The 26368-nt window shown below is 71.3% G+C and carries 23 protein-coding genes; 9 read left to right on the top strand and 14 right to left on the bottom strand.

All coding sequences use genetic code 11. The features are described from left to right. Positions 1 to 61: 61 nt before the first annotated feature. On the top strand, positions 62 to 1069 hold the full coding sequence (locus IE198_RS25320) for a phosphotransferase (protein ID WP_189890466.1): 1008 nt from the start codon (positions 62 to 64) through the stop codon (positions 1067 to 1069). 54 nt (positions 1070 to 1123) lie between these two features. Here IE198_RS25320 and IE198_RS25315 read toward each other — a convergent pair whose 3' ends face one another. Then, positions 1124 to 2662 (bottom strand): protein kinase domain-containing protein, encoded by a 1539-nt coding sequence (locus IE198_RS25315; protein WP_189890464.1) that lies wholly within the window; start codon positions 2660 to 2662, stop codon positions 1124 to 1126. A 368-nt stretch (positions 2663 to 3030) separates the two neighbouring features. Here IE198_RS25315 and IE198_RS25310 point away from each other — a divergent pair, with 368 nt between their 5' ends. Next, on the top strand, positions 3031 to 4635 hold the full coding sequence (locus IE198_RS25310) for a protein kinase domain-containing protein (protein WP_189890462.1): 1605 nt from the start codon (positions 3031 to 3033) through the stop codon (positions 4633 to 4635). A gap of 178 nt (positions 4636 to 4813) precedes the next feature. On the opposite strand, the gene IE198_RS25305 is transcribed toward IE198_RS25310, so the two are convergent. Next, positions 4814 to 5167, bottom strand: coding sequence for a hypothetical protein (locus IE198_RS25305; RefSeq protein ID WP_189890460.1), 354 nt, complete (start codon positions 5165 to 5167; stop codon positions 4814 to 4816). Between the two features lie 130 nt (positions 5168 to 5297). On the opposite strand from IE198_RS25305, the gene IE198_RS25300 reads away from it, so the two are divergent. The 5 genes from IE198_RS25300 to IE198_RS25280 all read left to right on the top strand — a co-directional run bounded on the left by IE198_RS25300 (position 5298) and on the right by IE198_RS25280 (position 10634). Beyond that, positions 5298 to 5393, top strand: a complete 96-nt coding sequence (locus IE198_RS25300) for an LPXTG cell wall anchor domain-containing protein (RefSeq protein WP_189890458.1) — start codon at positions 5298 to 5300, stop codon at positions 5391 to 5393. A gap of 83 nt (positions 5394 to 5476) precedes the next feature. Continuing rightward, entirely contained in the window at positions 5477 to 6115 is a 639-nt protein-coding gene (locus tag IE198_RS25295; protein WP_189890456.1) for a PadR family transcriptional regulator, read from the top strand. A 189-nt stretch (positions 6116 to 6304) separates the two neighbouring features. Continuing rightward, complete coding sequence (locus IE198_RS25290) at positions 6305 to 7066, top strand: ABC transporter ATP-binding protein (protein ID WP_189890454.1); 762 nt, start codon at positions 6305 to 6307, stop codon at positions 7064 to 7066. After that, a complete protein-coding gene (locus IE198_RS25285; protein ID WP_189890452.1) occupies positions 7063 to 9927 on the top strand; it encodes an ABC transporter permease in 2865 nt (954 codons plus the stop codon). Before IE198_RS25290 ends, IE198_RS25285 begins: the two co-directional genes overlap by 4 nt. A gap of 164 nt (positions 9928 to 10091) precedes the next feature. Further along, positions 10092 to 10634 carry a bacterial proteasome activator family protein gene (locus IE198_RS25280; protein WP_189890649.1) on the top strand — a complete coding sequence of 181 codons (543 nt, stop codon included), beginning with the start codon at positions 10092 to 10094 and terminating at the stop codon, positions 10632 to 10634. Between the two features lie 92 nt (positions 10635 to 10726). Here IE198_RS25280 and IE198_RS25275 read toward each other — a convergent pair whose 3' ends face one another. The 7 genes from IE198_RS25275 to pdhA all read right to left on the bottom strand — a co-directional run bounded on the left by IE198_RS25275 (position 10727) and on the right by pdhA (position 18812). Further along, positions 10727 to 11716, bottom strand: coding sequence for an NAD(P)H-quinone oxidoreductase (locus tag IE198_RS25275; RefSeq protein ID WP_189890450.1), 990 nt, complete (start codon positions 11714 to 11716; stop codon positions 10727 to 10729). A 10-nt stretch (positions 11717 to 11726) separates the two neighbouring features. Then, positions 11727 to 12860: a potassium channel family protein gene (locus tag IE198_RS25270; protein WP_373299973.1), complete on the bottom strand. Its 1134-nt coding sequence runs from the start codon at positions 12858 to 12860 to the stop codon at positions 11727 to 11729. Continuing rightward, complete coding sequence (locus IE198_RS25265; RefSeq protein ID WP_189890446.1) at positions 12803 to 14218, bottom strand: molybdopterin molybdotransferase MoeA; 1416 nt, start codon at positions 14216 to 14218, stop codon at positions 12803 to 12805. The genes IE198_RS25270 and IE198_RS25265 overlap by 58 nt, the downstream gene beginning before the upstream one ends. Beyond that, entirely contained in the window at positions 14215 to 15135 is a 921-nt protein-coding gene (locus IE198_RS25260) for an NTP transferase domain-containing protein (protein WP_189890444.1), read from the bottom strand. Before IE198_RS25260 ends, IE198_RS25265 begins: the two co-directional genes overlap by 4 nt. Positions 15136 to 15244: 109 nt before the next feature. Continuing rightward, a complete protein-coding gene (locus IE198_RS25255; RefSeq protein WP_189890442.1) occupies positions 15245 to 16669 on the bottom strand; it encodes a dihydrolipoamide acetyltransferase family protein in 1425 nt (474 codons plus the stop codon). Then, complete coding sequence (locus tag IE198_RS25250) at positions 16669 to 17673, bottom strand: alpha-ketoacid dehydrogenase subunit beta (protein WP_189890440.1); 1005 nt, start codon at positions 17671 to 17673, stop codon at positions 16669 to 16671. The genes IE198_RS25255 and IE198_RS25250 overlap by 1 nt, the downstream gene beginning before the upstream one ends. After that, positions 17670 to 18812: a pyruvate dehydrogenase (acetyl-transferring) E1 component subunit alpha gene (gene pdhA, locus IE198_RS25245; RefSeq protein ID WP_189890647.1), complete on the bottom strand. Its 1143-nt coding sequence runs from the start codon at positions 18810 to 18812 to the stop codon at positions 17670 to 17672. Before pdhA ends, IE198_RS25250 begins: the two co-directional genes overlap by 4 nt. A 227-nt stretch (positions 18813 to 19039) precedes the next feature. On the opposite strand from pdhA, the gene IE198_RS25240 reads away from it, so the two are divergent. Continuing rightward, a complete protein-coding gene (locus tag IE198_RS25240; RefSeq protein WP_229834325.1) occupies positions 19040 to 19618 on the top strand; it encodes an Lrp/AsnC family transcriptional regulator in 579 nt (192 codons plus the stop codon). A gap of 33 nt (positions 19619 to 19651) precedes the next feature. On the opposite strand, the gene IE198_RS25235 is transcribed toward IE198_RS25240, so the two are convergent. Further along, complete coding sequence (locus IE198_RS25235; protein WP_189890438.1) at positions 19652 to 20245, bottom strand: TetR/AcrR family transcriptional regulator; 594 nt, start codon at positions 20243 to 20245, stop codon at positions 19652 to 19654. Then, positions 20242 to 21777, bottom strand: a complete 1536-nt coding sequence (locus IE198_RS25230; protein WP_189890437.1) for a 3-hydroxyacyl-CoA dehydrogenase — start codon at positions 21775 to 21777, stop codon at positions 20242 to 20244. The genes IE198_RS25235 and IE198_RS25230 overlap by 4 nt, the downstream gene beginning before the upstream one ends. Positions 21778 to 21898: 121 nt before the next feature. Between IE198_RS25230 and paaN the strand changes: the two genes are divergently transcribed. Further along, positions 21899 to 23575, top strand: coding sequence for a phenylacetic acid degradation protein PaaN (paaN, locus tag IE198_RS25225; RefSeq protein WP_189890436.1), 1677 nt, complete (start codon positions 21899 to 21901; stop codon positions 23573 to 23575). Between the two features lie 157 nt (positions 23576 to 23732). Here paaN and IE198_RS25220 read toward each other — a convergent pair whose 3' ends face one another. Genes IE198_RS25220 through IE198_RS36685 form a run of 3 tightly spaced genes read right to left on the bottom strand, consistent with a single transcriptional unit; the run spans position 23733 to position 26238 of the window. After that, positions 23733 to 24407, bottom strand: coding sequence for a TrmH family RNA methyltransferase (locus IE198_RS25220; protein WP_189890435.1), 675 nt, complete (start codon positions 24405 to 24407; stop codon positions 23733 to 23735). Continuing rightward, positions 24404 to 25588, bottom strand: coding sequence for an HTTM domain-containing protein (locus IE198_RS25215; RefSeq protein ID WP_189890434.1), 1185 nt, complete (start codon positions 25586 to 25588; stop codon positions 24404 to 24406). Before IE198_RS25215 ends, IE198_RS25220 begins: the two co-directional genes overlap by 4 nt. Further along, complete coding sequence (locus IE198_RS36685) at positions 25585 to 26238, bottom strand: DUF5819 family protein (protein ID WP_373299969.1); 654 nt, start codon at positions 26236 to 26238, stop codon at positions 25585 to 25587. The genes IE198_RS25215 and IE198_RS36685 overlap by 4 nt, the downstream gene beginning before the upstream one ends. Between the last annotated feature and the right edge of the window lie 130 nt (positions 26239 to 26368).

The raw sequence follows: 26368 nt of genomic DNA, 5'->3' as shown, positions 1-26368 counted from the left end.
CCCCGCGGACCACTTCGAGGAGCATTCGGCGCGACACGCTGGGTGATCTAACATCTGGCGGGTGCCGCGCTCATCTGATATCGCCCCGCCCCTCACCGCGCTGCTGCGCCGCTACGAGAACCCGGGCGAACCCCTCTCCTGCAAGCCCGTCACCCAGGGCCTCCTCAACCGCGGCTTCCGCCTCTCGACCACCCGCGGGGCGTACTTCCTCAAGCACCACCTTGACGGCGACCACGAAGCCATCTCCCGCCAGCACCGGGCGACCAAGCGGCTCCAGGCACTCGACGTGCCCGTCGCCCCGCCCCTGGAGGACAGCCACGGCGACACGGTCGCCGTGATCGGCGGGCACTGCTACGCCCTGCACCCGTGGGTCGAGGGCCGCCACCGCAACGGCGCCCAACTCAGCACGGCCCAGTCCCGGCGGCTCGGATCACTCCTGGGCCTCGTCCACACCTGCCTCGCCCAGGTCATGGACACCGGCGCTGCCGGGGAAACGGAGCACGGCAGCGCCGACCCCGACGAGACGTTCGCCCTCATCGACGAACTGCTGGAACTGGCCCGGTCGGCCCGGCCCCGCGACTCCTTCGACACCCTCGCGGAGCACCGCCTCCTGCAGCGCCGCACCCTGCTCGAACGCAACGCCGGCCGCAGACCGCCGGCGGGCGGGGCCGGCGGCTGGGTGCACGGCGACTTCCACCCGCTGAACCTGCTCTACCGGGGGGCCGAGCCCGCCGCGATCGTCGACTGGGACCGGCTGGGGGTCCAGCCGCGGGCGGAGGAGGCGGTGCGGGCGGCGGCGATCTTCTTCGTACTGCCGGCCGGTCGGCTGGAGCTCACGAAGGTACGGGCGTATGCGCGGGCCTACCGGCACGCCGCGGGCGCCGACGCGGCCGAACTGCGGGCGGCCGTGCACCGGGTGTGGTGGGAGCGGCTCAACGACTTCTGGATACTGCGCTGGCGCTATCAGCTGCACGACCGAAGGGCCGACCCGCAGTTCCCTGCGGCGTCGGCCCTGGCGGTCTGGTGGACCAAGGAGTACGAGGCGGTGTGCGAGGCGTTCACCGGGTGACGCGGGCGCGGGCGAGGCGCACGGTGCCACGCCTCGCAGTCGTCGCCCCTCCCGTCACTCCTCGTCGGGGTCCCCACCCGGATTGCCCGTCGGGTCGCCGGTCGGCCCACCCGTCGGGTCCCCGGTCGGGTCGCCGGTCGGGTCCCCGGTCGGGTCGTCCGTGGGGTCGCCCGTCGGATCGTCCGTGGGGTCCGTCGTCGTCGGGTCGTCCGACGGCGTCTGCGGGGTGCTCGGAGTGAACGACGGCTGGTCCGAGGGAGTCCAGGACGACCACGAGTCCCCGCCGGTCGACGTGTCCGGCTCTTCTGTGGCCTCGGTCTCCTCGTCCGTCGGCGTCGGGCTCTCCTCCGGCGTCGTTCTCGGCGGCTCGGAGACCGTTTTGCCGTCCCCCGGTTTGTTGTTGCCGGTGTCGTTCGCCTTGTTGAGCGCGAAGGCGATGCCCGCGACGACCGCCACCACCGCGAGAGCGGCGAGCAGCCAGACCCTGCCCCGGCCGCCTCGGCCGTTTCCGCCTCCGTAACCGCCGTCGTAGCCCCCGTCGTTCGGGTTCATCGGCGGGAGGATCGGGCCCTGTGAGGTCTCGCCGTGCACGGGGTGCACGGCGGTCGGGCCGGCCATGCCCCTGGTCGCGGCGCCGCCCTCGTAGAGATCGACCGGGCCCGTGCTCCAGGCGCCGTTGTGGCTGCCCTGCTGCTGGAGCATCTGCAGCCCGTACTGGACCAGTCCGCGCATCTCCTCCGCGCTCTGGAACCGGTCGTCCGGGTCCTTCGCGAGCGAGCGCATGACCAGCCCGTCGAGCTCGGGCGGCACGACGTCCGAGACCTCGGACGGCGGGACGGGGATGTCCTGAACGTGCTGGTAGACCACGGAGAGCGGCGTCTCGCCGGTGAACGGCGGCCGTAGCGCGAGCAGTTCGTAGAGCAGGCAGCCCGTCGCGTACAGGTCGGACCGGTGGTCGACGGCCTTGCCGAGGGCCTGCTCAGGGGAGAGGTACTGGGGCGTGCCCATGACCATGCCGGTCTGGGTCATCGTCGACTGCGCGCCGTGCAGTGCGCGCGCGATGCCGAAGTCCATCACCTTCACCGCGCCGGAGTTGGTGATGATGACGTTGGCGGGCTTGATGTCGCGGTGCACGATGCCGTGCTGGTGCGAGTAGGCGAGCGCTTCGAGGACGCCCGAGACGATGATCAGAGCCTGCTCGGGCGGCGGGGCCTCCGCGTTGACGAGCAGATCGCGGATGGTGCGTCCCTCGACGAGTTCCATCACGATGTAGGGGACGGTCTGGCTGCCCACGACGTCCTCGCCGGAGTCGTAGACCGCCACCACCGCGTGGTGGTTGAGGCCGGCGACCGACTGGGCCTCGCGCGTGAAGCGGGCCTTGGAGACGGGGTCCTCCGCCAGATCGGCACGCAGCAGCTTGACGGCGACGGTACGGCCGAGCCGTACGTCCTCCGCCGCGAACACCTCCGCCATTCCACCGCGGCCGAGACGGTGCGTCAGGCGGTAGCGGCCGTCGCCGACCAGTCCGCCGACACCCCAGGCGTCCGCAGAATCCGGCACGCCGCTGCCGTCTGCTCCGGGTTCGGGTGCCATCAGTCCTCGCCGTCGTATCTGTCCGCGTGCGTACCGTGCTTGCGGGGCTGCCATTTCTCGTGGTGCTGTGCCACGTCACGCTACAGCCTTGGCGTGGCAGGCCGGATTTCGAGAGAGACCGGCCATCAAACCTGCTGGGCGTGGGGCGGTGCAAATCGCATGCTGTTCCTGTAACGCTTCCGAGACGCTTGTTGTGCGTACGGTCACGGAACGGGCACCTGGCTTGACGTGTCGGACCCCTGCGGCAGACTTGCCCCGTAATACGGGATCACGGTCCGGGTTTCTCGACGCGGGACAAGGATCGCCAGCAGAAGCGAACCATCGCGGGCCGGGCCGTCGGGCCACCGCGCCGAGGGGGATGCACAGTCATGAGCCAGGACGGCGCGCAGGGCCGCTATGCGGGTGGTTCCGTGGCGGGCGGCCGGTATCAGCTTCGCGATCTGCTCGGCGAAGGCGGCATGGCCTCCGTCTATCTGGCTTACGACTCGGCGCTCGACCGCCAGGTCGCCATCAAGACGCTCCACACGGAACTGGGGCGCGAGCAGTCCTTCCGCGAGCGGTTCCGGCGCGAGGCCCAGGCGGTGGCCAAGCTCTCACACACCAACATCGTGTCGGTCTTCGACACCGGTGAGGACGAGCTCGACGGCTCCCTGATGCCGTACATCGTCATGGAGTACGTGGAGGGCCGGCCGCTGGGGTCCGTGCTGGCCGCGGACATCCAGCAGTACGGCGCGATGCCCGCCGACAAGGCGCTCAAGGTCACCGCCGACGTGCTGGCCGCGCTGGAGACCAGCCACGAGATGGGCCTGGTCCACCGCGACATCAAGCCCGGCAACGTGATGATGACCAAGCGCGGCGTCGTCAAGGTGATGGACTTCGGCATCGCCCGCGCCATGCAGTCGGGCGTCACCTCGATGACGCAGACCGGCATGGTCGTCGGCACCCCGCAGTACCTCTCTCCCGAGCAGGCGCTGGGCCGCGGTGTGGACGCCCGGTCCGACCTGTACTCGGTCGGCATCATGCTCTTCCAGCTGCTGACCGGACGGCTGCCGTTCGACGCGGACTCGCCGCTGGCGATCGCGTACGCCCATGTGCAGGAGGAGCCGGTCGCTCCGTCCACCATCAACCGCTCCGTCACCCCTGCGATGGACGCACTGGTGGCGCGGGCCCTGAAGAAGAACCCGAACGAGCGTTTTCCGAGCGCTGCGGCCATGCGCGACGAGTGCGCGCGGGTCGCGAGCGCGGGGCACACGGGCGCGCCGGTGATCATCAGCGGTGCGCCCGCGAACAGCGGAGCGGGCGTCGGATCCGCCGTGTTCCCTCCGCTCGACCAGTCGACCCCGGCGCCGCAGAGCGGCGTCCAGACGCCGTACCAGCCCGGTCCGTACGGCCCGCCGACGCCGGCCCCGGCACCGCACTACGGCTACCCGACGCCGGCACCGGCGTACCAGTCGCCGGCTCCGGCCGCGTCCACTCCGCCCCCGTACATGATCTCGCCGCAGCAGTCGCCCATGGGTGGCAGCGGTAGCGGCGGCAAGCGGAACATGCCGGTGATCGTGGGCGCGGTCGTGGTGGCGCTGCTGGCCGTCGGCGGCCTGGTCGCGGCGCTCGAGCTGAACGGCGACGACGACCCGGGCACGGAGGCCGGCGGCGACCCTACGACGAGCGAGTCGCAGAAGGCGGGCTACAAGGGGCCTGAGCGCAACCGGACCATCGACAGCACCAAATGTTCGGACGCGAGGGAGAGCTACGACGACCCGTCCAAGGTCGATGCGCCGGACTTCGTCTACAAGGACATTCTCTCCGTCAAGGAGTGCGCCCAGGCCGCGGGCTGGAAGGTGGAAGTGAAGGAGAAGGCGAACGCCCAGTGGGGCGAGGACATTGTGGTCTCGCAGTTCCCGCTGGCCGACACCGAGGTCTCCCCGGAGAACGCCACCTTCACCCTCGAGGTCTCCACCGGCTATCCGGAGTAAGCCCTCCTGAGCGCCCTCCAGGGCGCTGCCCGCAGCAAACGGCCCGGTACGCGCACTGCGTGCCGGGCCTTCGTCCTGCGACCGGGCGGGCCCGACCTTCCGCCCGGGATGCCGGAGATACAGCCGCATGTGACTCTGAGTCCGATATGTCGGCTACGACCACTCGGCACGGGAGGGGTCATCCGGTGACTCCAGGACTGCGCACCCGATGCGTGATCACCGTCGCTTCGCTACTGCTGCTGGCGGCCGTGCCGGTCGCCAGTGCCGAGGAGCCCAGGGCTCCCGAGCGGTCCCCGAAGCCGAGTGCCTCGGCCTCGCTCGCGGGTCGCCAGGCCGGTGAGGGGCGCCCGCGGCCCGGGCGGCAGGTGACGCCGTCGCCGAGCTCGAGCACGTCGGCGAGTCCCACGCGTGCGCCGGCGGCGGCGACGTCGCCCTCGGCGAGCGCCGCGCCCTCGAAGTCCTCACGGCCCGGGCGGCCCTCCTGGCCCGCCCGGGGTGAGTCGCCCCGCAGCGAGGAGCCTGCGGCATCCACCCGTCCTGCGGAGGACCCGGCACCCGAGACGGATGCGTCCGCCGGCGGCTGGGACGCGCCGACAGCGGCGCCGCACCGGAGCGAGCCCGCCGCCGCCCGCCACCAGGCACCTCAGGCCACCCCCTTGCCCGTGGGCGAGCAGGTCTCGCCGCTGTCGCTGGGCATCGGCATGGCTCTGATGGGCCTCGGCATCGGCTTTCTCGGCGTGCGGCTGCGGCGTCGCTGAACGCCGCGTCCGTCTCAGGACGGATGCCGCGCTCCCTCCAGCGATGGTTGCCCCGCACGGCATACTCGGTATACATACTGAGTATGTCCATCCGCCACGGGCTTCTCGCCCTGCTCGAGCACGGCCCCCGATACGGCTCCCAGCTCCGCTCGGAGTTCGAGTCCCGTACGGGCGCGACCTGGCCTCTGAACGTGGGCCAGGTCTACACGACCCTCAATCGTCTGGAACGCGACGGCATGGTCGCGCAGAGCGGTGAGGACGAGGCGGGACACGCGCTCTACGCCATCACGGACACCGGTCGCTCCGAGCTCAGGAGCTGGTTCGAGACTCCCGTGGACCGCAGCAGCCCACCCCGTGACGAACTGGCCATCAAGCTCGCGATGGCGGTCGGCGCGCCCGGCGTGGACATCCGTGCCGTCATCCAGTCACAGCGCCACCACACCGTGAACGCGATGCAGGACTACACACGCCTCAAGGCCCAGGCACTCGCCGCCATCGAGAGCGGGGGCTCGCAGGAGCGGGACGACGTCGCCTGGCTGCTCGTGCTGGAACAGCTGATCTTCCAGACCGAGGCGGAGGCACGCTGGCTCGACCACTGCGAGGTCCGGCTCATCAGGCTCGCGGCGGCGGCCGGACGGGAGACGGGAACGGCCGCGCCGCCCGCCCCGGTCACCCAGGCACCGGCGGCCGCAGCCGGCCCGCGCCGGCCACGCCCCGACTAGCACCCGACCGGCCCTGGCCGACCACCAGCCGAACCGGCAGCCCGACCAGCCGGCCTGGCGCCGGCGCCGCCGTGTACCGGCCGTCAGGTCGGAGGGCGGCCCATCGATCTGCATCGGCCCGACGGGCCGACCGCTCACCTCTCCGTGCACCCGCTCGTGTGCACGCGTCCGTCCAAGGGGGACCCACCCATGTCCGAACGGCTTTCACAGCAGCCTCAGTCGTCACAGCCACCTGTTCTGCAACTCCAGCAACTGACCCGTGTGCACGGCAGCGGCGCCACCGAGGTGCACGCCCTGCGCGGTATCAACCTCGATGTCTTCCCCGGCGAACTCGTCGCCGTCATGGGCCCTTCGGGCTCCGGCAAGTCCACCCTGCTCACCATCGCGGGCGGCCTCGACGTTCCGACCTCCGGGCGAGTGATCGTCGAGAACACCGACATCACGACCGCCGACCGCAAGACGCTCGCCGCGCTGCGCCGCCGCAGCATCGGCTATGTGTTCCAGGACTACAACCTCATCCCCGCGCTCACCGCCGCCGAGAACGTCGCCCTGCCGCGCGAGCTCGACGGTGTCTCCGCGCGCAAGGCCCGCGGCGAAGCCGTCGCCGCCCTCCAGGAGATGGAGCTCGGCCACCTCGCCGACCGCTTCCCGGACGAGATGTCCGGTGGTCAGCAACAGCGGGTGGCCATCGCCCGCGCCCTCGTGGGCGACCGCCGCCTCGTCCTCGCCGACGAGCCGACCGGCGCCCTCGACTCCGAGACCGGCGAGTCGGTCCTCGCGCTGCTGCGCTCACGCTGCGACGCGGGTGCCGCCGGCATCCTCGTCACGCACGAGCCGCGCTTCGCCGCCTGGGCCGACCGTGTGGTGTTCCTGCGCGACGGCGCGGTCGTCGACCAGACCGTCCGTAGCCAGGCGGACTCGCTGCTCTCCGGCCAGGCGGCCGAACTGTGATGACCTGGTACCACTCCTGGCGCGCCGCGATCCGGATCGCGCGCCGCGACGCCTGGCGCTCCAAGGGACGCAGCTTCCTCGTCCTGGCCATGATCGCCCTGCCCATCCTCGGCGTGAGCGCCGCGGACCTCACCCTGCGCAGTGCCGAACTCTCCACCGAGCAGAGCCTGCAGCGTTCCCTCGGCTCGGCCGACGCCAGGCTCTCCGACCCCGGCATGGGCGGCGTGCCGATCATGCAGTCGCCGGACGGCCAGAGCTACAACCCGGTCGGCAACTTCGACGACAAGCCGTGGCCGGAAGGGAGCACGGACCTCGCGAAGGCCCTGCCCACAGGCGCCAAGACGCTGGCGGACACCACCGGTTCCGCGAAGCTCCGTACGACACACGGCCTGCTGCACACCGAGATCCGCGAGCTCAAGGCCTCGGACCCGATGGCCAAGGGCCTCATGGACGTCGTCAGCGGCCGACTGCCGCAGAAGGCCGACGAGGTCGCCGCGACCACGCACTTCCTCGAGAGCAGCGGACTGAAGGTGGGCTCCAAACTCACCGCACGCGGTTTCGACCGCGAGTACCGCATCGTCGGCTCGTACGAGCTCCCGGACGCGCTGGACACCGACCAGGTGAACGCGCTGCCGGGCTCGATGCTCGCGCCGCTCGACAAGGCGCTCCAGGCGGCCGGATTCTCCGGCACCTCGCCGTCGACGACGATCCTTGCGACCGTCCCCGGTGGTTTCACGTGGAACGTCGTCAAGGACATCAACACCAAGGGTGTGACGGTCAATTCGCGGGCCGTTTCGCTGGACCCGCCGGCCGACTCGGAAGTGCCGCTGTTCCAGGAGGAGGGCTGGGGCAAATACGAGGAGAGCGCGGCCGCCAAGGCCGCCGCTCTCGCCGCGGTCGGCACCGTCGTCGGCCTGGCGATGCTGGAGATCTGCCTGCTCGCCGGCCCTGCCTTCGCGGTCGGCGCCCGCCGCTCACGCCGCCAGCTGGGTCTGGTCGGCGCCAACGGCGGCGACCGGCGGCACATCCGGGCCATCGTTCTCGGCGGCGGTCTGGTGATCGGTGTCGCCGCCGCCGTGGTGGGCACGGTCCTCGGCCTGGTCCTCACCTATCTGCTCCAGCCCGTGCTCGAGAGCTACATGGGCAAGCGCTTCGGCCACTTCGACGTACGGCCGCTGGAGCTGTTCGGCATCGCGCTGCTCGCGGTGCTGACCGGTCTGCTGGCCGCGATCGTGCCCGCCATCACCTCGTCCCGTCAGACCGTCCTCGCCTCGCTCACCGGCCGTCGCGGTGTGCGCCGCAGCAGCCGGGTCCTGCCGGTCATCGGCCTGATCGCGGTGACCCTCGGTGCGGGGATCGCACTGTACGGATCGACGATGACGGACCAGGTCGCCGTCGTCGCGGGTGGCAGCGCCCTGGCGGAACTGGGCGTGGTCGCCCTGACCCCGGCCCTGGTCGGGCTGTTCGGCCGGATCGGACGCGTCCTGCCGCTCTCCCCGCGGCTCGCGCTCCGCGACGCCGTACGCAACCGGGGACGCACGGCGCCCGCGGTGGCCGCGGTGCTGGCCGCTGTGGCGGGCACGGTGGCCGTCGCCACCTACGCCGCGAGCAGGGACGCACAGGGCGAGGCCGAGTACCAGGCGCAGCTGCCCCACGGTGCCGTCTCCGTGGTGATCAACGAGGGTGGCGGCCGGGACGTGCCCGCCGTACGCGACACCGTGCAGAAGCTGCTGCCCGTGGAAGTACGGGCAGACGTGGATCGGGTGATCGTCGGCAAGTCCAGCTGCTCGCCCTACGACAGCGGGGACGGCTGCGGCCGTATGGAGATCGTCGTGCCCAAGGCGAACGAGTGCCCGCTGTGGGCGTGGGACCCGGCGCACCCGGACCAGGACCCTTCGGAGAAGTTCAGCAAGGCCGAACGGCGCAAGCTGGCCGAGGACTGGCGGTGCCAGGAAGGCAACGGCGGCGGTGTCTACACCGACGGCGGTCTGGTGATCGGCGACGCGAAGCTGCTCAAGGTCCTGGGGATCGACGACCCGGCCGCCGAGAAGGCCCTTGCCGCAGGTCAGCTCGTGTCCTTCGACAAGCGCAACGTCAACGCCAAGGGCAAGGTCGACATCCGGCTGGTCACCGACACGGACGCCGCCGACCAGGCTCTCGAGAAGGGCGAGGAGATCCCCGGCGAGGTCAAGAGCTTCACCGCCCACCAGATGCCCGCCACGGCCAAGTCGTACGGACTGCCCATGCTGCTGGCGCCGTCCGCGGCCAAGTCGGCGGGTCTCACCACGGCGCCGCTCGGCGCGTACTACACGACCGACACGATGCCGAGCACCGAACAGCGCCAGCGGCTCGACGGCGAGCTGGACAAGACGGGTACCGAGGTCGAGCTGCACATCGAGGAGGGCTACACCAGCGAGAGCAGCATCATCCTGCTGGCGCTCACCGTATTCGCCGGGCTGATCACCATCGGCGCGGCGGGAATCGCCACCGGGCTCGCCCAGGCGGACGCGGAGGCCGACCTGAAGACACTGGCCGCGGTCGGTGCCCCGCCGAGGGTCCGCAGGACGCTCAGCGGCTTCCAGTGCGGGGTGGTGGCCGCGATGGGTGTGGTCCTCGGCTCGGCGGCCGGCGTGCTGCCGGCGATCGGGCTGCGGCTCACGGAGAAGCGGGAGCAGATCAGCTGGTACCAGGAGGCGCTCGACGAGGGCTGGGGCGGGGCGGGCTCGATGCCCTACGTGCCGATCGTCGTGCCCTGGGCCACCCTGGCGGCCCTGTTGGTCGCCGTCCCGGTGGGCGCCGCCCTGCTGGCGGCCCTGGTCACGCGCTCCCGCGGGGCCCTCGCCCGGCGCGAGGCGACGTGACCGGGAGCGGTGGACGGCAATGACCCGCGAAAGCCCGCGACCCGTCCGGTAAACCTCTCTCGTCGGGTCGATATCCAGCGGTTTTGTGCCCCCGTAGGAGGGTGGATCACCCTCCTACGGGGGCACACCGTGATGTGACGCGCATGTACGAGAGAATGGGCGGCATGGAGATGCCGAGGAATGACCGGTCGCAGGAGAGCCCCCACGTCCTCGTCGTGGGACAGGACGGGATGGCCCTCAGCGGCCGTGACGGTGACGACGAGTCGCGCGAGGTCCCGGTGACGGAAATGGTGGAACAGCCTGCGAAGGTCATGCGCATCGGCAGCATGATCAAGCAGCTGCTGGAAGAGGTCAGGGCGGCTCCTCTGGACGAGGCGAGCCGGGTGAGGCTCAAGGAGATCCACGCCGGCTCGGTCAAGGAGCTGGAGGACGGTCTCGCGCCCGAGCTCGTCGAGGAACTCGAGCGTCTTTCCCTGCCCTTCACCGACGACGCCATCCCCTCGGAGGCTGAGCTACGCATCGCACAGGCGCAGTTGGTGGGCTGGCTCGAAGGTCTCTTCCACGGGATCCAGACGGCGCTGTTCGCCCAGCAGATGGCCGCCCGGGCGCAGTTGGAGCAGATGCGGCGGGCTCTTCCGCCTGGTGTGGCGCACGACGAGGACGAAGGCGGCCAGCACGGCGCGATCCGCTCCGGACCGTATCTCTAGAGCCTCTCGTAGACGCATTGCGAGTTGGGGGCCCGGTCCGCCGAGGCGGCGGACCGGGCCCTCATCCGTACGAACCGTCGCCGAAGCGGTGCTCAGTCCTTGTCGGGGGCGATCAGCACGACCTTGCCCACATGTGCGCCGGACTCCAATGCACGATGCCCCTGCGCCGCGTCGGCGAGCGGCACCGTACGGTCCACGATCGGACGCACCCGGCCGCCGGCGATCAGCGGCCAGACGTGCTCACGCACGGCCGCCACGATCGCCGCCTTCTCATCGAGCGGCCTGCCCCGCAGCGAGGTCGCCGTGACGGCCGCCCGCTTGCGGAGCAGGGCACCGAGGTTCAACTCCCCCTTCACGCCGCCCTGGAGTCCGATGACGGCGAGGCGGCCGTTGACCGCGAGCGCCTTCACGTTCCGGTCCAGATACTTGGCTCCGACTATGTCGAGGATCACGTCCGCGCCCGCACCGTCGGTGGCCTTGTCGATCTCCTCGACGAAGTCCTGCTGCCGGTAATCGATCAGGATGTCCGCGCCCAGCTCGGCGCAGCGGGCGAGCTTCTCGGGACCGCCCGCGGTCACGGCCACCCGGGCGCCCACGGCCTTCGCCAGCTGGATGGCCATGGTGCCGATACCGCTCGCCCCGCCGTGGATGAGCAGGGTCTCGCCGGGGCGCAGGTGCGCGATCATGAACACGTTCGACCACACCGTCGCCGTCACCTCGGGGAGCGCGGCGGCGGCCGTCAGATCGAGGCCTTCCGGCACGGGCAGGAGCTGCCCTGAAGGCACCGCCACTTTCTCCGCGTAACCGCCGCCTGCCAGCAGGGCGCACACCTCGTCACCGACGGCCCAGCCGGAGACACCGGGCCCCAGCGCAGAGATCCGGCCCGAACACTCGAGGCCGGGATAGGGGGAAGAGCCCTGCGGGGGGTCGTAGAAGCCCTGCCGCTGCAGCAGATCGGCGCGGTTGACCGCGCTCGCGACGACGTCGACGAGGACTTCGCCCTCACCGGGTACGGGATCGGGCACCTCGGCCCAGACCAGCGCCTCTGGACCACCGGGCTCGGGAATCGTGATCGCATGCATGGCCGCGAGGCTACTCCGAGGAATTGGGCAAGGAGCCGTTCTCGGCACGCACGATGGTGATCAGCCGGTCCGTGAGCTGCAGCGGGCTGGCGGCCGGGTCGTCGTACCCCAGCAGCCGGTGACCGCGCAGCACGGACACCACCAGGTCCTCCGTCTCGCGGACGCTGCGACCCACCTCGGCCTTTATCACCGGCCGTTCGATCAGGTCCAGGCCGCTGCCCTGCTGGATGAGGTCCTCCATGACGGTGCCCGCGCTGGGGCTGAGCACGGACAGACCGAGCAGCCGGCCGGCCGCGCCGGAGCTGGTGATCACCGCATCCGCGCCGGACTGACGCAGCAGCGGAGCGTTCTCCTCCTCGCGGACCGCGGCGACGATCTTCGCGCCGCGGTTGAGCTGGCGGGCGGTGAGGGTCACCAGCACCGCCGTGTCGTCCCGCTGTGGCGCGATGACGATCTGACGGGCCCTCTGCAGCTCCGCCCGGATCAGGACGTCGCTGCGGGTCGCGTCGCCGACGACCCCGACGAAGCCCTCCGCATTGGCGGCGTCGATCACCTTGGCGCTCGGGTCGACGATGACGATCTGGTCCTTGTTCAGACCTGTGGCACAGAGCGTCTGCATCGCCGATCGTCCCTTCGTGCCGAAGCCGACGATGACGGTGTGGTCGCGCAAGTTGGACCTCCAGCGGTTCAGCCGCCACTCCTCCCGCGTGCGCTCGGTGAGGACCTCGAGAGTGGTGCCGACCAGGATGATGAGGAAGAGCACGCGCAACGGCGTGATCAGCAGGACGTTGGTGAGTCGCGCGCCGTCGCTGTACGGCACGATGTCGCCGTAACCGGTGGTCGAGAGGGTGACGGTCGCGTAGTAGACGGCGTCCAGAAGATCGACCGTCTCGTCCGAGTTGTCGTGGTAGCCCGCCCGGTCGGTATAGACGATCAGTACGGTGATGGCGAGCACCATCAGTGCCATCAGCAGTCGCTTGCTCACCTGGCGCAAGGGGCGCTCGATAATCCGGCGGGGGAGCTTCACCCGGCCGGTGACCAGGTGTTCGTCCGCGTGCCTGGCCATGGCGTCCTGACCCGGAAGTTTCACGTGAAACACCCTCCGTGCTCGTCGGACGGTGTCCACGGCGTCCAGGTGGCCCAGGGCAGGTCCAGGACCTCCAGTTCGTCGCCGGGCCGGGCACCGCCCGGCGGGACGACGGCGAGCCCGTCGGCCGCCGCCGTTCCGCGCAGCATCGCCGGTCCGTTGTAGTGCAGCGGGACCAGTCGGCCGTCGCGGTGCGCGAACGGAACGAGCCGGGTGTCGTGCGGGTGGCCATGCACCTCGTCGCGTACCGGTGCCCGGTACGGGTCCGGCGCGAATCGGCCGGCGAGGCCGCGCAGCAATGGCTCGGCCAGCGTGAGCAGCCCGGAAACGGCGGCGAGCGGATTGCCCGGCAGCCCCACCAGGTGACGCCCCGGAGCAAGCCGGGCCAGCAGCATCGGATGCCCCGGCCGTACGGCAACCTGGTCGACCAGCAGCTCCGCGCCCGCCTTCCGCAGGACCGGATGGACATGGTCGACGGGACCTGCGGCCGTACCACCCGTGGTGACAACGAGGTCGGCCTCTGAGGTGGTGACGGCCCTGTGGAGGGCCTCGGCATCGTCGCCGAGCCGGCGCGTGGCCAGCACCTCCGCCCCGAGGGCCCGCAGCCAGGGGCCGATCATCGGCCCGAGGGCGTCACGGATCAGGCCGTCGTGAGGGAGCGCCGAGGTGAGCAGTTCATCGCCCAGCACGAGGACCTCCACGCGCGGACGGGCGAAGGTGACCAACTCGTCGTACCCGGCGGCAGCGGCGAGGCCGAGCACCGGCGGGGTGACCAGGGCCTCGGCGGGCAGCAGCTGGTCACCGGAGCGGCACTCCTGGCCACGCGGGCGGATGTCCTGCCCCGGGACCACTTCGCGGTCGGCGTGGAGTTGGTGCACGGCCGGATCCAAGCGGGCGTGTTCGCTGCGGACCACCGCTGTGGTCTCCGGCGGGATACGGGCGCCGGTGGCGATCCGTACCGCGGTGCCGTCGGGCAGCGGCCCGCCGTCGCCGTGCCCGGCGAGGATCGCCCCCTCGCCCTCCACGGTCCACGGGCCCGGGCCCGCGACGGCCCAGCCGTCCATGGCGGAGGTGTCGAAGGAGGGGAGGTCGCACAGGGCGGTGAGCGGCTCGGCGAGCACCTGCCCCAGCGCCTCACTCAGGGGTACGCGATGCGTACGGGGCGAAGCGGTACGGCCGATACGGGCGGCCAGGGCCCGCGCCTCGGCCCAGGGGGCGCCGCGATGCCGGCGTGTGGCGGGACCGGCGGCAGCGGCGGCCGGTGCTGGTGCGTCTCCCGGCCTCGGGCCGACCAGGGCGAGCGCTTCGTCGACACCGTCCAGCTCGCCCCCGTCGGGCCCGGTCGCTCCGGCGGGGGCCGACCGGGCCCGCTCGTCGCCGCCAGCTGCCGCGACCTCACGATCATGGTCGGTCATCCCGCGACATCCCCACCGCTCGCGCCCTGCGCGGGGTCCGCCGGGCGGGCCTGTTCGGCCGCCCCCTTCGCTTCCCCGCTCTCGTCAGCCCAGCGCACAGCCAGAGCGGCCGCCTTACGGGCAGCCTCTGCGACGGCGTCCGCGCCCCCGCCCTCGGCCTTGGCCGCCGCGTACCCCACCAGGAAGGTGGTGAGCGGTGCGGCGGGGCGCGCGACGCCGTGCGCGGCGTCGCGGGCGAGGTCGAGCAGTACGTGTGTGTCGACGTCCAACTCGATGCCGAGCTCGTCCTTGACTGCGGTGATCCATTCGTCCAGCACGTTCCCATGCTCCCTGATACGGGCCCGGGCTGTGGAGATGTCCTCCCAGGTGTCGCAGTCGAAGGAGGCGAGGGGATCGGTCTCGATCCGGGCCAGGTCCAGTTCCCGGGTCAGTAGACGCAGCGGCAGCCCGGAAAGGCTGCCGTATTCGGTCGCAAGGAGAGCAAGTTCACGTCGGAGGGGCTCGGCGCGGTAGGCGGCGACCAGAGGCTGGTCGTGGCCGTCGGCGTCGGTCAGCACGACGGCCTCGCTGGTCCGCGCGGCAAGGGTGTCGACAAGCTGCCGCACCGTCCCCTTCCCGAGGAAGGGAAGATCGGCCGACAGCACGAGGACGGCCTCGGCCCCGGTGTGCCGCACTCCCGCGTCGAGGGCGGCCACCGGGCCGCCGCCGGAGGGCTCCTCGCGTGCCCACAGAACGGGGCGCGCGGTGGGCCGGCGCCCGCCGACGACCACGGTGCGCCCGGCGTCCCGGCAGGCTGCCAGCACGCGGTCGAGCAGGGGCCGCCCGCCCACGCTCACCGCAGGTTTGTCGGCGCCGCCGAGCCGTCTCGCGGCGCCTCCGGCGAGCACGATGGCGTCGTACGCGGTAGTCGCGGTCATGACTGAAGTATGGGCCGCGTACCGGTGGGCGGGGAGCCCCGGTTCGATCTCTCTTCTGCCTTCTTCCTGTCTTCTCCCTGCCTTCTTGTGCCGCTGTCCGGTCGGCTCCCTACAGGGTGCGGAGCAGCACCGAGGGGTGCTCCACGCAGTCCGCCACGTATCGCAGGAAGCCTCCCGCCGTGCCGCCGTCGCACACCCGGTGGTCGAAGGTGAGCGAGAGCTGGACGACCTGGCGGACGGCAAGTTCGCCCTGGTGCACCCATGGCTTGGGCACGATCCGGCCGACGCCGAGCATCGCGGCCTCGGGATGGTTGATGATCGGCGTGGAGCCGTCGACGCCGAACACCCCGTAGTTGTTGAGCGTGAAGGTGCCGCCCGTCAGGTCCGCCGGGGTGAGTGCCCCCTGGCGGGCCGCCTCCGTGAGCCTGGCGAACTCTGCCGTCAGGGACTCCGCCGAGCGCTTGTGGGCGTTCTTCACAACGGGTACGACCAGCCCTCGGTCGGTCTGGGCGGCGAACCCGAGATTCACTCCCGGCAGCCGCACGATCTCCCGGGCGTCCATGTCCACGGTGGAGTTGAGCTCCGGGTGACGGTCGAGCGCAGCCGTACAGATGCGGGCGAGCAGCGCGAGCAACGAGATCTTCGGCCCGCCCGCGGCGTTCATCGCCGCCCTCGCGGCCATCAGCTCGGTCGCGTCGGCATCGACCCAGCAGGTCGCGTCCGGGATCTCACGCCGGCTGCGGGACAGCTTGTCGGCCACTGCTCCGCGCACCCCGCGGAGCGGGACGCGCCCGGCCTGCGCCGCGGCGGTGGCCACCGTCGGCGCAGCGAGCGCCACGGCGGCCGGTGGCTCGGGCCTCTGCACGGCCCGCTCGACGTCGGCCCGGAGGATCAGGCCGTCGGGGCCCGAGCCGGTCAGGCACCGCAGATCGACGCCGTGCTCGCGCGCGAGCTTGCGGACGAGCGGCGAGATGACCGCGACGGGGCCGCTCTCCGCGACCGTCGTGGTGCCGTGGGAAGCGGGGGCGGGGGCGGTTCCGGGGGTGCCGCCGGCAACCGCGGCGGAGTCGGCCGAAGCCGGGCGCCGCCGGCCGGCCTCACCCGCGCCGGGGGCCGCCGGCGCGGCCGGGTGGATACGGCGCCGCCGCGCCGCGGGGGCACCGGTCCCGTAACCGACCAGCACATTGCCCGACGACTCGGCGGAGCCGCCGGAGGGCGCGGAGGCTCCCGGATCTGCAGGCTTCGCGCCGCCACCGGAGGCGGGCACGGCCGTCCCGGTCGTCTCCGGCGCACCGACGGCCACCGTGATCAGCGGTGCGCCGACGGGCAGTTCCGTTCCTTCCTCGCCGAAGCGGGCGGTCACCACTCCGCCGTAGGGGCAGGGCACCTCCACCATGGCCTTGGACGTCTCGACCTCGACGACGGGCTGGTCGATCGCCACCACGTCGCCCACGGACACCAGCCAGCGGACGATCTCGGCCTCGGTCAGCCCTTCGCCGAGATCGGGGAGCTTGAATTCGAGCACCTGGGCCATCAGCTCGCCGCCTCCCACTGCAGTCGCGCGACCGCGTCCAGCACGCGGTCCACTCCTGGCAGATGATGCCGCTCGAGCATGGGCGGCGGATACGGGATGTCGAAACCGGCGACCCGCAGAACCGGCGCCTCGAGGTGGTGGAAGCAGCGCTCGGTCACTCGCGCGGCGATCTCTCCACCGGGGCCACCGAAGCCGGTGGACTCGTGGACGACGACCGCGCGTCCGGTGCGCCGAACCGAGGCGCAGACCGTCTCGTCGTCGAACGGCACCAGCGAGCGCAGGTCGACGACCTCCAGGTCCCAGCCCTCTGCCTCGGCGGCCTGAGCCGCCTCCATGCACACCGGCACGGACGGGCCGTAGGTGAGGAGGGTGGCGCTGCGCCCGGAGCGGCGCACCACGGCCCGGCCGATCGGCTCCACCGCGGCCGGTGCGTCGGGGGACCACTTTGCCTTGGACCAGTAGAGCCGCTTCGGTTCGAGGAAGACGACGGGGTCGTCGGAGGCGATGGAGGCGCGGAGCAGCCCGTACGCGTCCTCGACCGTGGCGGGGGTGACGACGTGCAGCCCCGGGGTCGCCATGTAGTACGCCTCGGAGGAGTCGCTGTGGTGCTCGACCCCGCCGATCCCGCCGCCGTAGGGCACTCGCACGGTGATCGGCATCGCCATGCCTCCCCTGGTGCGGTTGCGCATCCGGGCGACATGGCTGATCAGCTGCTCGAACGCCGGGTAGGCGAAGGCGTCGAACTGCATCTCCACAACGGGCCGCAGGCCGTACATCGCCATGCCGACGGCGGTGCCGAGGATGCCCGCCTCGGCCAGTGGGGTGTCCGTGCAACGGTCCTCGCCGAACTCCTTGGCGAGCCCGTCCGTGACCCGGAAGACGCCGCCGAGCGTGCCGACGTCCTCCCCCATGACGTGGACGGTCGGGTCCTCGGCCATCGCGTCGCGCATCGCGCGCTGCAGGGCCTGGGCCATGGTTGCGGGCTTCACCGCGGCCGTGGTCATCGCGCCTCTTCCTCGGCGTCCAGCTCCGCCCGCAGCAGCGCCGCCTGCTCACGCAGCTGGGCGGTCTGCCGGCCGTACACGTGCGCGAACAGATCCATCGGGTCCAGTACCGGGTCGGCGTTCATGCGCTCGCGCAGATTCGCAGCCATCGTCTCCGCCGCCTGGGCGGCGGCCTGCCTGCCCTCGTCGTCGAGCAGCCCGCGGTCGGTCAGCTCCCGTTCCAGCAGCTGTATCGGGTCGTGTGCACGCCAGGTCTCGACCTCGCTGTCGGCTCGGTAGCGGGTGGCGTCGTCGGCGTTCGTATGGGCGTCCATGCGGTATGTGACGGCCTCGATCAGGGTGGGGCCGCCGCCACGACGGGCGCGGGCCACGGCCTCACCGAGCACCTCGTGCACCGCGACAGCATCGTTGCCGTCGACGAGCCGGCCGGGCATGCCGTAGCCGACGGCCTTGTGGGCCAGGGACGGCGCGGCGGTCTGCTTGGCCAGCGGGACGGAGATGGCGAAGCCGTTGTTCTGCACCAGGAAGACCACCGGCGCGTTCCACACGGCGGCGAAGTTCAGGGCCTCGTGGAAGTCGCCCTCGCTGGTGCCGCCGTCGCCGATCATGGCGAGCGCCACGACGTCGTCGCCCTTGAGGCGGGCGGCGTGCGCCAGGCCCACGGCGTGCGGCAGCTGTGTGGCCAGCGGCGTGCACAGCGGCGCGACGCGGTGCACGTGCGGGTCGTAACCCGTGTGCCAGTCGCCGCGCAGCAGGGTCAGGGCCTGGACGGGATCCAGGCCGCGCGCCACGGCCGCGAGGGTGTCCCGGTAGCTCGGGAAGAGCCAGTCCCGGTCCTCGAGCGCCAGCGCGGCGCCCACCTCGCACGCCTCCTGACCGGTGCTCGACGGATAGACGGCGAGCCGGCCCTGCTTGGTGAGCGCGGTGGCCTGCGCGTTGTACCGACGGCCGCGCACCAGCTCCGCGTAGAGCCGGAGCAGCAGCTCCGGGTCGGCCGAGGCAGCGGCCTCGGTGCCGAGCACACGGTAAGGCTCCGCGTCGGGGAGCAGCGGCGCGGGATCGGTGCGGGGCTGCCACGCGGGTGGCGGCGTGGGCCGGTAGGCGGCGGCAGCGGAACCGGGCAGCTCCTGGACCGTCATGCTGCTCTTTCTCAACGCGAGCACCTCCTCGTGGGAGCGACGAACGAAAGCGATGGAGAAACGGGTGGGCGGCACCTGTGTGTGGCGCGCCTCACCTACCGATTGTTCGGTCGTTGATGCATTTTGGCTACAGGCGTGGGCAGCCTGTGGACAAACGGTTCTCCACAGCATGAGATGGAGACAGGTCGTCCATGCTAGGAAGGCGGGGGGACATGGCAGCTGAACAAATGGCCGACGGCGGGGACCGCACGGGACGGACACCCCTGCCGCGCCCGCTGGACCCGATCGACCGCGACATCCTGCGCATGCTCCAGACGGACGGACGCGCCTCCATACGCTCGGTGGCCGAGCGGGTCCACGTGTCCCGCGCCAATGCGTACGCCAGAATCAACCGCCTGATCGACGACGGTGTGATCCGGGGCTTCAGCGCGCGGGTGAACCACGAGAGGGCGGGCCATGGCGCCTCGGCCTACATAACGCTCAAGATCGTGCAGAACTCCTGGCGGACGGTGCGGGAGCAACTGCAGGCGCTGCCCGGTGCGGCGCACATCGCGCTTGTCAGCGGGGACTTCGATGTACTGCTGCTGGTGCACACGCCCGACAACCGCACCCTGCGCGAACTGGTCCTGACCAAGCTGCAGTCCATTCCGGAGGTGCTGTCGACCCGGACGCTGCTGGTGTTCGAGGAGACGGACCTCGATCCCGCGCCGGGACCGGCCGCCGGCCCTGGCGTGGGCCCCGGAGCAGGCACGGGGGCGGGCGCTGGAGCCGGTCCCGTGGCGGGCCCGGACACGGACCCGCTGTAGGCCCGGCTCCAGGCCGCCATCTCCCTGGGCGGGTCAGGAATCCGTACGCAGCCCGTCGAAGGCGAGCCGTACCACGGTCTCCGCCACCTGGTCGCCGTCATGGCCTCCGCCCGGCTGCGGGCGGTACCACTCGACCAGCGAGTTCACCATGCCGAAGAGCAGCCGGGTCGCCAGCCGGATGTCGACATCGGCCCGCAGATCGCCGTCCGCGGCGGCCGCCTTCAGCAGGTCGGCGACGCGCTGGTCGAACTCACGGCGTCGCTCCAGCGCCCAGCGCTCGGTCTTGGTGTTGCCCCTCACCCGCAGCAGCAGCGTCACATAGGGCAGTTCGGACATCAGCACCTCGACGGTGCGTCGCGTGACGTACTCCACCCGCTCGATGGCCCGGCCGCGCTGAGCGCCGCTCTCGTCGAGCACGGCGAACAAGGAGTCCAGCGCCCGGCTGACGGCTCGCCGCAGCAACTCCTCCTTCCCCGTCACGTGGTGGTAGATCGAGGACTTGGAGATGCCCGCCGCTTTCGACAGGTGCTCCATGGAAGTCCCGTCGTAGCCGCGCTCGTTGAAGATCTGCACGGCGACGGTCAGCAGAGTTTCCGGCGTGTAGGTGTCACGCTTCGCCGTGGTCATCGGCTCTCCGCCCCGTCGTTCGCGCGAGCGCGGCGGGCGGTCGCCAGGGACGGTGCGTACCGGCCGGTCGGGTAGCGCTCGTGGAGGGCCTCAAGGAGCGCGCAGACCCGTCCGAAGCCCAGCTTCTCGCCCCATTCGAGGGGTCCGGCCGGGTAGTTGACACCGAGCTTCATCGCGGTGTCGATGTCCTGGCCGGAGGCGACACCGCGATCGACGGCGTCCGCCGCGAAGTCGGCCAGCATGGCCACCGTACGCGCGACGATCATGCCCGGTACGTCTCCGATCAGCGAGACGTCCTTGCCGAGCGCCTGGAAGAGACCGACGGCCTCCTCGACCGCGCCGGGCATCGTCCGAAGCGTGCTGTCGGACGTGGACAGTGCGATGCGGGTGGCCTTCTCGTAGTCGAGGGCGAGATCGAAGTAGACGATGCCGTCGTCGAACTCGAACGCGGTCTCCCCGTCCACCAGCCCGAGCTCTGCACCCCCGGGGAGGGCTATGGAGCCGTCGCCCTCCTCGCGGACGACGGCGATCCCGGCCCGTTCGATCAGCCCGACCAAGGGCTCCGCGGGACCGAGGTCACCCTGCACGACCACTGCATCGGGCGCGGCGGCGGGCGGCTGGGTCCGCGGCAGGGGGCGCTTTGCACCCTCCTCGTACGAGAACCAGCCGTGACCGGACTTGCGGCCGTGGCGGCCCGACTCGACGAGCCGGCGCTGCGCCAGCGACGGCGTGAACTTCGCGCTGTGGAAGAACGAGTCCCAGACGGACCGGGTGACCGCCTCATTGACGTCCTGGCCGATCAGATCGGTCAGCTCGAACGCCCCCATCCGGAAACCGCCGCACTCGCGCAGGACCGCGTCGATGGTGGCGGGGTCGGCGCCGCGCTCCTCGTGGACGGCGAACGCCTCCGCGTAGAAGGGGCGTGCGATCCGGTTGACGATGAAGCCGGGGGTGTCGGCGCAGCGCACCGGGGTCTTTCCCCAGGCCAGGGCTGTCGCATAGGCCCGCCCGGCCGCCTCGTCGTCGGTGGCGTGGCCACTGACGACCTCCACGAGGGGCAGGAGCGGGGCCGGGTTGAAGAAGTGCAGACCGACGAAGCGCCCGGGGACCTGCAGGGCGCCCGCGACGGCCGTCACGGACAGGGAGGAGGTGTTGGTGGCGAGCAGGCAGTCCTCGGCGACGATCTTCTCCAGATCCGTGAACAGTTGCTGCTTGACGGTGAGCTCTTCCAGTACGGCCTCGACGACGAGGGCCGCGTCGGCGAGCTCCGCGAGGGCTCCGGCCGGGATCAGCCTGCCGCGGGCGGCGTCGCGGTCCGAGGCAGCCATCCGTCCCTTGTCCACGAGACGGTCCAGACGCGCGGCGATCGCCGCAGCGGCCTCTTCCGCGCGCCCGGGCACGGCGTCGTGGAGTCGTACGGGATGGCCTGCGACGAGGGCGACCTGCGCGATCCCCTGGCCCATGGTTCCGGTGCCGACGACGGCGACGGTACGGCTCACGTCGATCGCGGTCGTGGAGTCGATGGCGGTCATGGAGGCGATCCTCCCCGATGAGTTGTCCACAGCTTCGACAGGCCCCCTTGTACCGACCGATCGTTCGGTTACTCTAACTCTGTCACCCTCCCCTGCCCAGCTCGACGAGGAGTTGGTCCGCATGCAGCTGACCGAGACCCACCGGCCCACGCTCGACCAGGCCCTCGAGGCGATCCGCACGCGGGCGTACTGGTCTCCGCACCCCGAGCACCCCAAGGCATACGGCGAGAGCGCGCCCGCCGACGGCCTGGCGGCCTTCGAGGCGCTCCGCGGCTCGCGCTTCGACCTGGACCAGCCGGGCACGGACGGATGGACCGGCGGCGAGGTCTCTCCGTACGGACCGGAGCTGGGCATCGAGTACCCGCACCCGGACCTGGAGGTGCTGCTGCCGGCGATGCGCGCCGGCATGACGGCCTGGCGCGAGGCCGGTCCCGAGACGCGCGCCCTCGTCTGTCTGGAGATCCTGGCCCGGATCAGCGCCCGCACCCATGAGTTCGCGCACGCGGTGATGCACACCAGTGGGCAGGCCTTCATGATGGCGTTCCAGGCCGGCGGCCCGCACGCCCAGGACCGCGGCCTGGAGGCCGTCGCCTATGCGTACGCGGAACAGACCCGCACCCCGGCCGCCGCCGACTGGTCAAAGCCGCAGGGCAAGCGCGACCCCCTGGAGCTGCGGAAGACCTTCACCACCGCGGGCCGCGGCATCGCGCTGCTGATCGGCTGCAACACCTTCCCGACATGGAACGGCTATCCGGGCCTGTTCGCCTCCCTGGCCACGGGCAACCCGGTGCTGGTGAAGCCGCACCCTCGTGCCGTACTGCCGCTGGCCCTCACCGTGAAGGTGGCCCGCGAGGTGCTCGCCGAGGCCGGCTTCGACCCGAACCTGGTCTGCCTCGCCGCCGAGCGCCCGGGCGAGGGCATCGCGAAGACCCTGGCGACTCGACCCGAGATCAAGATCATCGACTACACGGGATCCACCGCCTTCGGCGACTGGCTGGAGGCCAACGCCCGCCAGGCCCAGGTCTACACGGAGAAGGCCGGCGTCAACACGGTCGTCGTCGACTCCACCGACGACTACAAGGGGATGCTCTCCAACCTGGCCTTCTCGCTGTCCCTGTACAGCGGCCAGATGTGCACCACCCCGCAGAACGTGCTCATCCCCAGGAACGGCATCACCACCGAATCCGGCCCGCGGACGTACGACGAGGTGGCCGCGGACCTGGCCGCCGCCGTGGGCGGTCTGCTCGGCGACGACGCCCGGGCGAACGCCCTGCTGGGAGCCCTGGTCAACCCCGATGTGAAGGCCCGGCTGGAGGCCGCCTCCGAGCTCGGCGAGGTGGCGCTGGAGTCGCGCGAGGTCCCCAACCCGGACTTTCCCGGCGCGACGGTGCGGACACCGGTCATCGTGAAGCTCGACGGCGCCCGCAAGTACTGGGAGTCGGCCGATTCCGAGCCCGCTTACCTCTCCGAGTGCTTCGGCCCGGTGTCCTTCGTGGTGGCCCTCGACTCCACGGCGGACGCCCTGGACCTGCTGCGCCGCACGGTTCGGGACAAGGGCGCGATGACGGTCGGCGCCTACACCACGTCCGAGGAGACCGAGCGCGCGATCGAGGACGTCTGCCTGGAGGAGTCGGCCCAGCTCTCGCTGAACCTGACCGGCGGGGTGTACGTCAACCAGACCGCCGCGTTCTCCGACTTCCACGGATCCGGCGGCAACCCCGCGGCGAACGCGGCCCTGTGCGACGGCGCCTTCGTCTCCAACCGCTTCCGTGTGGTGGAGGTCCGCCGCCAGGCCTGACCTCGGCGGCAGGGGCCGGGCCCGAGGGCCCGGCCCCTGCCGCCGAGTGCGCTTCGGCTCTGCTCAAGCACCGCGGTGGAGCACCTCGGCAATCTGCTCCGGAGCACCGGTCACGAGGGTCACACCTTCTCCCCGCGGAGCACCGGCCGCCGCCCGGTCACGCTCCTGGGGCCGGCACGTCGGCGTACCGCTGCACCCACGCGTGCATCGCGATGGCGGCGGCCGCTCCCGCGTTGATCGACCGCGTCGAACCGAACTGCGCGATCGAACACACCATGGTCGCGTGCTTGCGTGCCTCTTCCGTGAGCCCGGGACCCTCCTGCCCGAAGAGGAGCACACAGCGGCGGGGCAACTCGGTCCGTTCGAGCGGTACGGCACCGGGCAGGTTGTCGATACCGATGATCGGCAGCTTCTCCGCGGCCGCCCACTCGGTGAGCGACGCCGTGTCCGGGTGGTGCCGCACATGCTGGTACCGGTCGGTGACCATGGCGCCCCGCCGGTTCCAGCGCCGGCGTCCGACGATATGTATCTCCTTCGCCAGAAACGCGTTGGCCGTGCGCACAACCGACCCGATGTTGAAGTCGTGGCCCCAGTTCTCCACGGCCACGTGGAAGCCGTGCCTGCGTGTGTCCAGATCGGCGACGATCGCCTCGCGCTTCCAGTACCGGTACCGGTCCACGACGTTCCGCCGATCCCCGAAAGCCAGCAGTTCGTGGTCGTACCGCTCGCCCTCGGGCCAGGGCAGCGGATGCGGGCCGACGCCGACCTCCGGGGCGTACCCCTCGTCGTACTGAAGCGGTTCTTCCTGAAGCGGTTCTTCCGTGGTGCTCACCCGACGAGCGTACGGGGCTGCTCGTCGCTCCCCCTCCGTCCCTGGGGGCGGGCGCCCCTCCCTCCCGGCAGCCGGCTCAGGCCGCGCACCACCAGGGCGCCCAGGCCGACCAGAAAGCCGGTCGGCAGGAACACTGCGTCGGCAGCGATCATCGCCAGCGAGAAGAACGGCAGACCGAGGAGCACCGCGATGGCCGCGTGCTCGAGCATCATGAGCACCAGCAGGACGTTCTTGGCGCGCCGGTTGAAGAGCGTGAAGGGGAAGGCCACCTGCACAAGGACCGTGCCGTAGGTCAGCAGCATGACCATCACCCCGCCGGAGGTGAGAAGCCCGGAGAGCTCCGGCCACGGGGTGAAGTAGTCCAGTTTGAGCGGGTAGTACAGCGCGGTGCCGTCCTGCCAACGCGAACCTTGGATCTTGTACCAGCCGGCGGTCGCGTAGATCAGGCAGACCTCAGCCATGATCACCACGAGGGCGGCGTTGTGGACGAGGTTCGCCAGGACGTCCAGCAGGGTGCGCGGCTCGCTGTCGGGCGCGAGGCGGTTCACCGCCCACCACAGGCCGTGAGCCACCCACAGTCCCCAGAAGAGGACGAAGATCCACGTTTCTCCGCCGACCCGTCCCACGACTGTGCCCGCGAAGAGCATCGCGCCCAGCACCGTCCAGAGGACCGGCCCCGCCCGGTCGGGGCCGGGGCCCCGATCACGTGCCGCCCGCCGGGCGTCCAGGGACCACACCTGCGCGCAGCGCGTCAGCACCAGGTAGACGGCCATGAGGTGGACGACGTTGTCGCCGCCGTCCCCCACGAAGATCGAGCGGTTCTGCAGGGACAGGACGCCCACCATGAAGAGCACCGACACCGCCCGGGTGCGCCAGCCCAGCATCATCAGCAGGCTGGACAGCACGCCGACGCCGTACACGAACTCGAACCACAGGGCGCTGTCGGACCACAGGAGCACACTGAACGCGTTGTTGCCGGCGATCAGCTCCCGGCCCATGTCCCAGCTCCAAGGGCCGTCGGGTCCGTAGAGGTCGTGCCGGTGCGGCAACTCGCGCAGCAGGAACAGCAGCCACGTCGCCCCGAAGCCGATGCGGACGACCGCGCTCTGGTACGGCCCGAGGGCTGTGGAGGTGATGAGCTGGACGGCGCGGGCGAGCTGGCGGTCCTGGTCAGGTTTCACCGGGCCGTCGCCGCCCTGTCGTTGTCGACGCCACCGGGCAGATCCGCCGCGGTGACCGTCCACCACGGCAGCTCGCGGTGGACCGGACGAGTGTCGATCTTCTCGTGGCTCCACTCCGGAGCCTCTATCGCCCTCGTCGACGCACGGAGCCGGATCCGCTCGACACGACCGCCGAGATCGTGGCGGTCGAGGCGCAGCATCACGATGCGGCGCATGTAGCTCTCCGAGAGCCGGCCGCGCGGTCCCTGGGGGCGGTTCTCGGTGTCGTGCGAGCCGGCGTAGAAGTCCCACGCCCGGCGGAGCTGGTTCTGCTGGATGTGGCTCGGGAGGAGGTTGTGGCGGATCTGTGCACCGTCCTGCGCGGAAAGGTCGATCCAGTCGCTGGTGCTGCGGCTGCCGTCCCGTGCCGTGTACTCGGCCCGCACCTGTATCGCGATGTTCTGCTGGAGCGGATTGGGGGCGAAGAGCTTCCAGTTCTGCTCGAATTCGGGGTAGACCCAGCCGTCGACCGCTTCACCGTGCTGCTTGGTCACGGTGTTCGAGGGGGCGACGTGGAGGAACACCACGGCCAGGTGGACGCAGGCGAGGGCCGCGATCAGCGCGAGCGACACGGCGGCGGCCACCTGATAGGGGAGGGACAGTCCGGCCATGCCGCCAGGGGGCGCAGGGGCCGTGCTGGGCGCAAGAGCATCCGTGGCCCCGGGACGCTCGGGCCGGCCGGGAGGGCCGGGAGGGCCGGGAGGGCCGGGAGGGCCGGGGAGCCCAGGGGGCTCAGCAGGG

Origin of the sequence: Streptomyces xantholiticus, from assembly GCF_014651015.1 — a bacterium.
Taxonomy (GTDB): Bacteria; Actinomycetota; Actinomycetes; order Streptomycetales; family Streptomycetaceae; genus Streptomyces; species Streptomyces xantholiticus.
The sequence above is the reverse complement of the archived record's forward strand: the minus strand, read 5'-3'. Positions and strand labels throughout refer to the sequence as shown.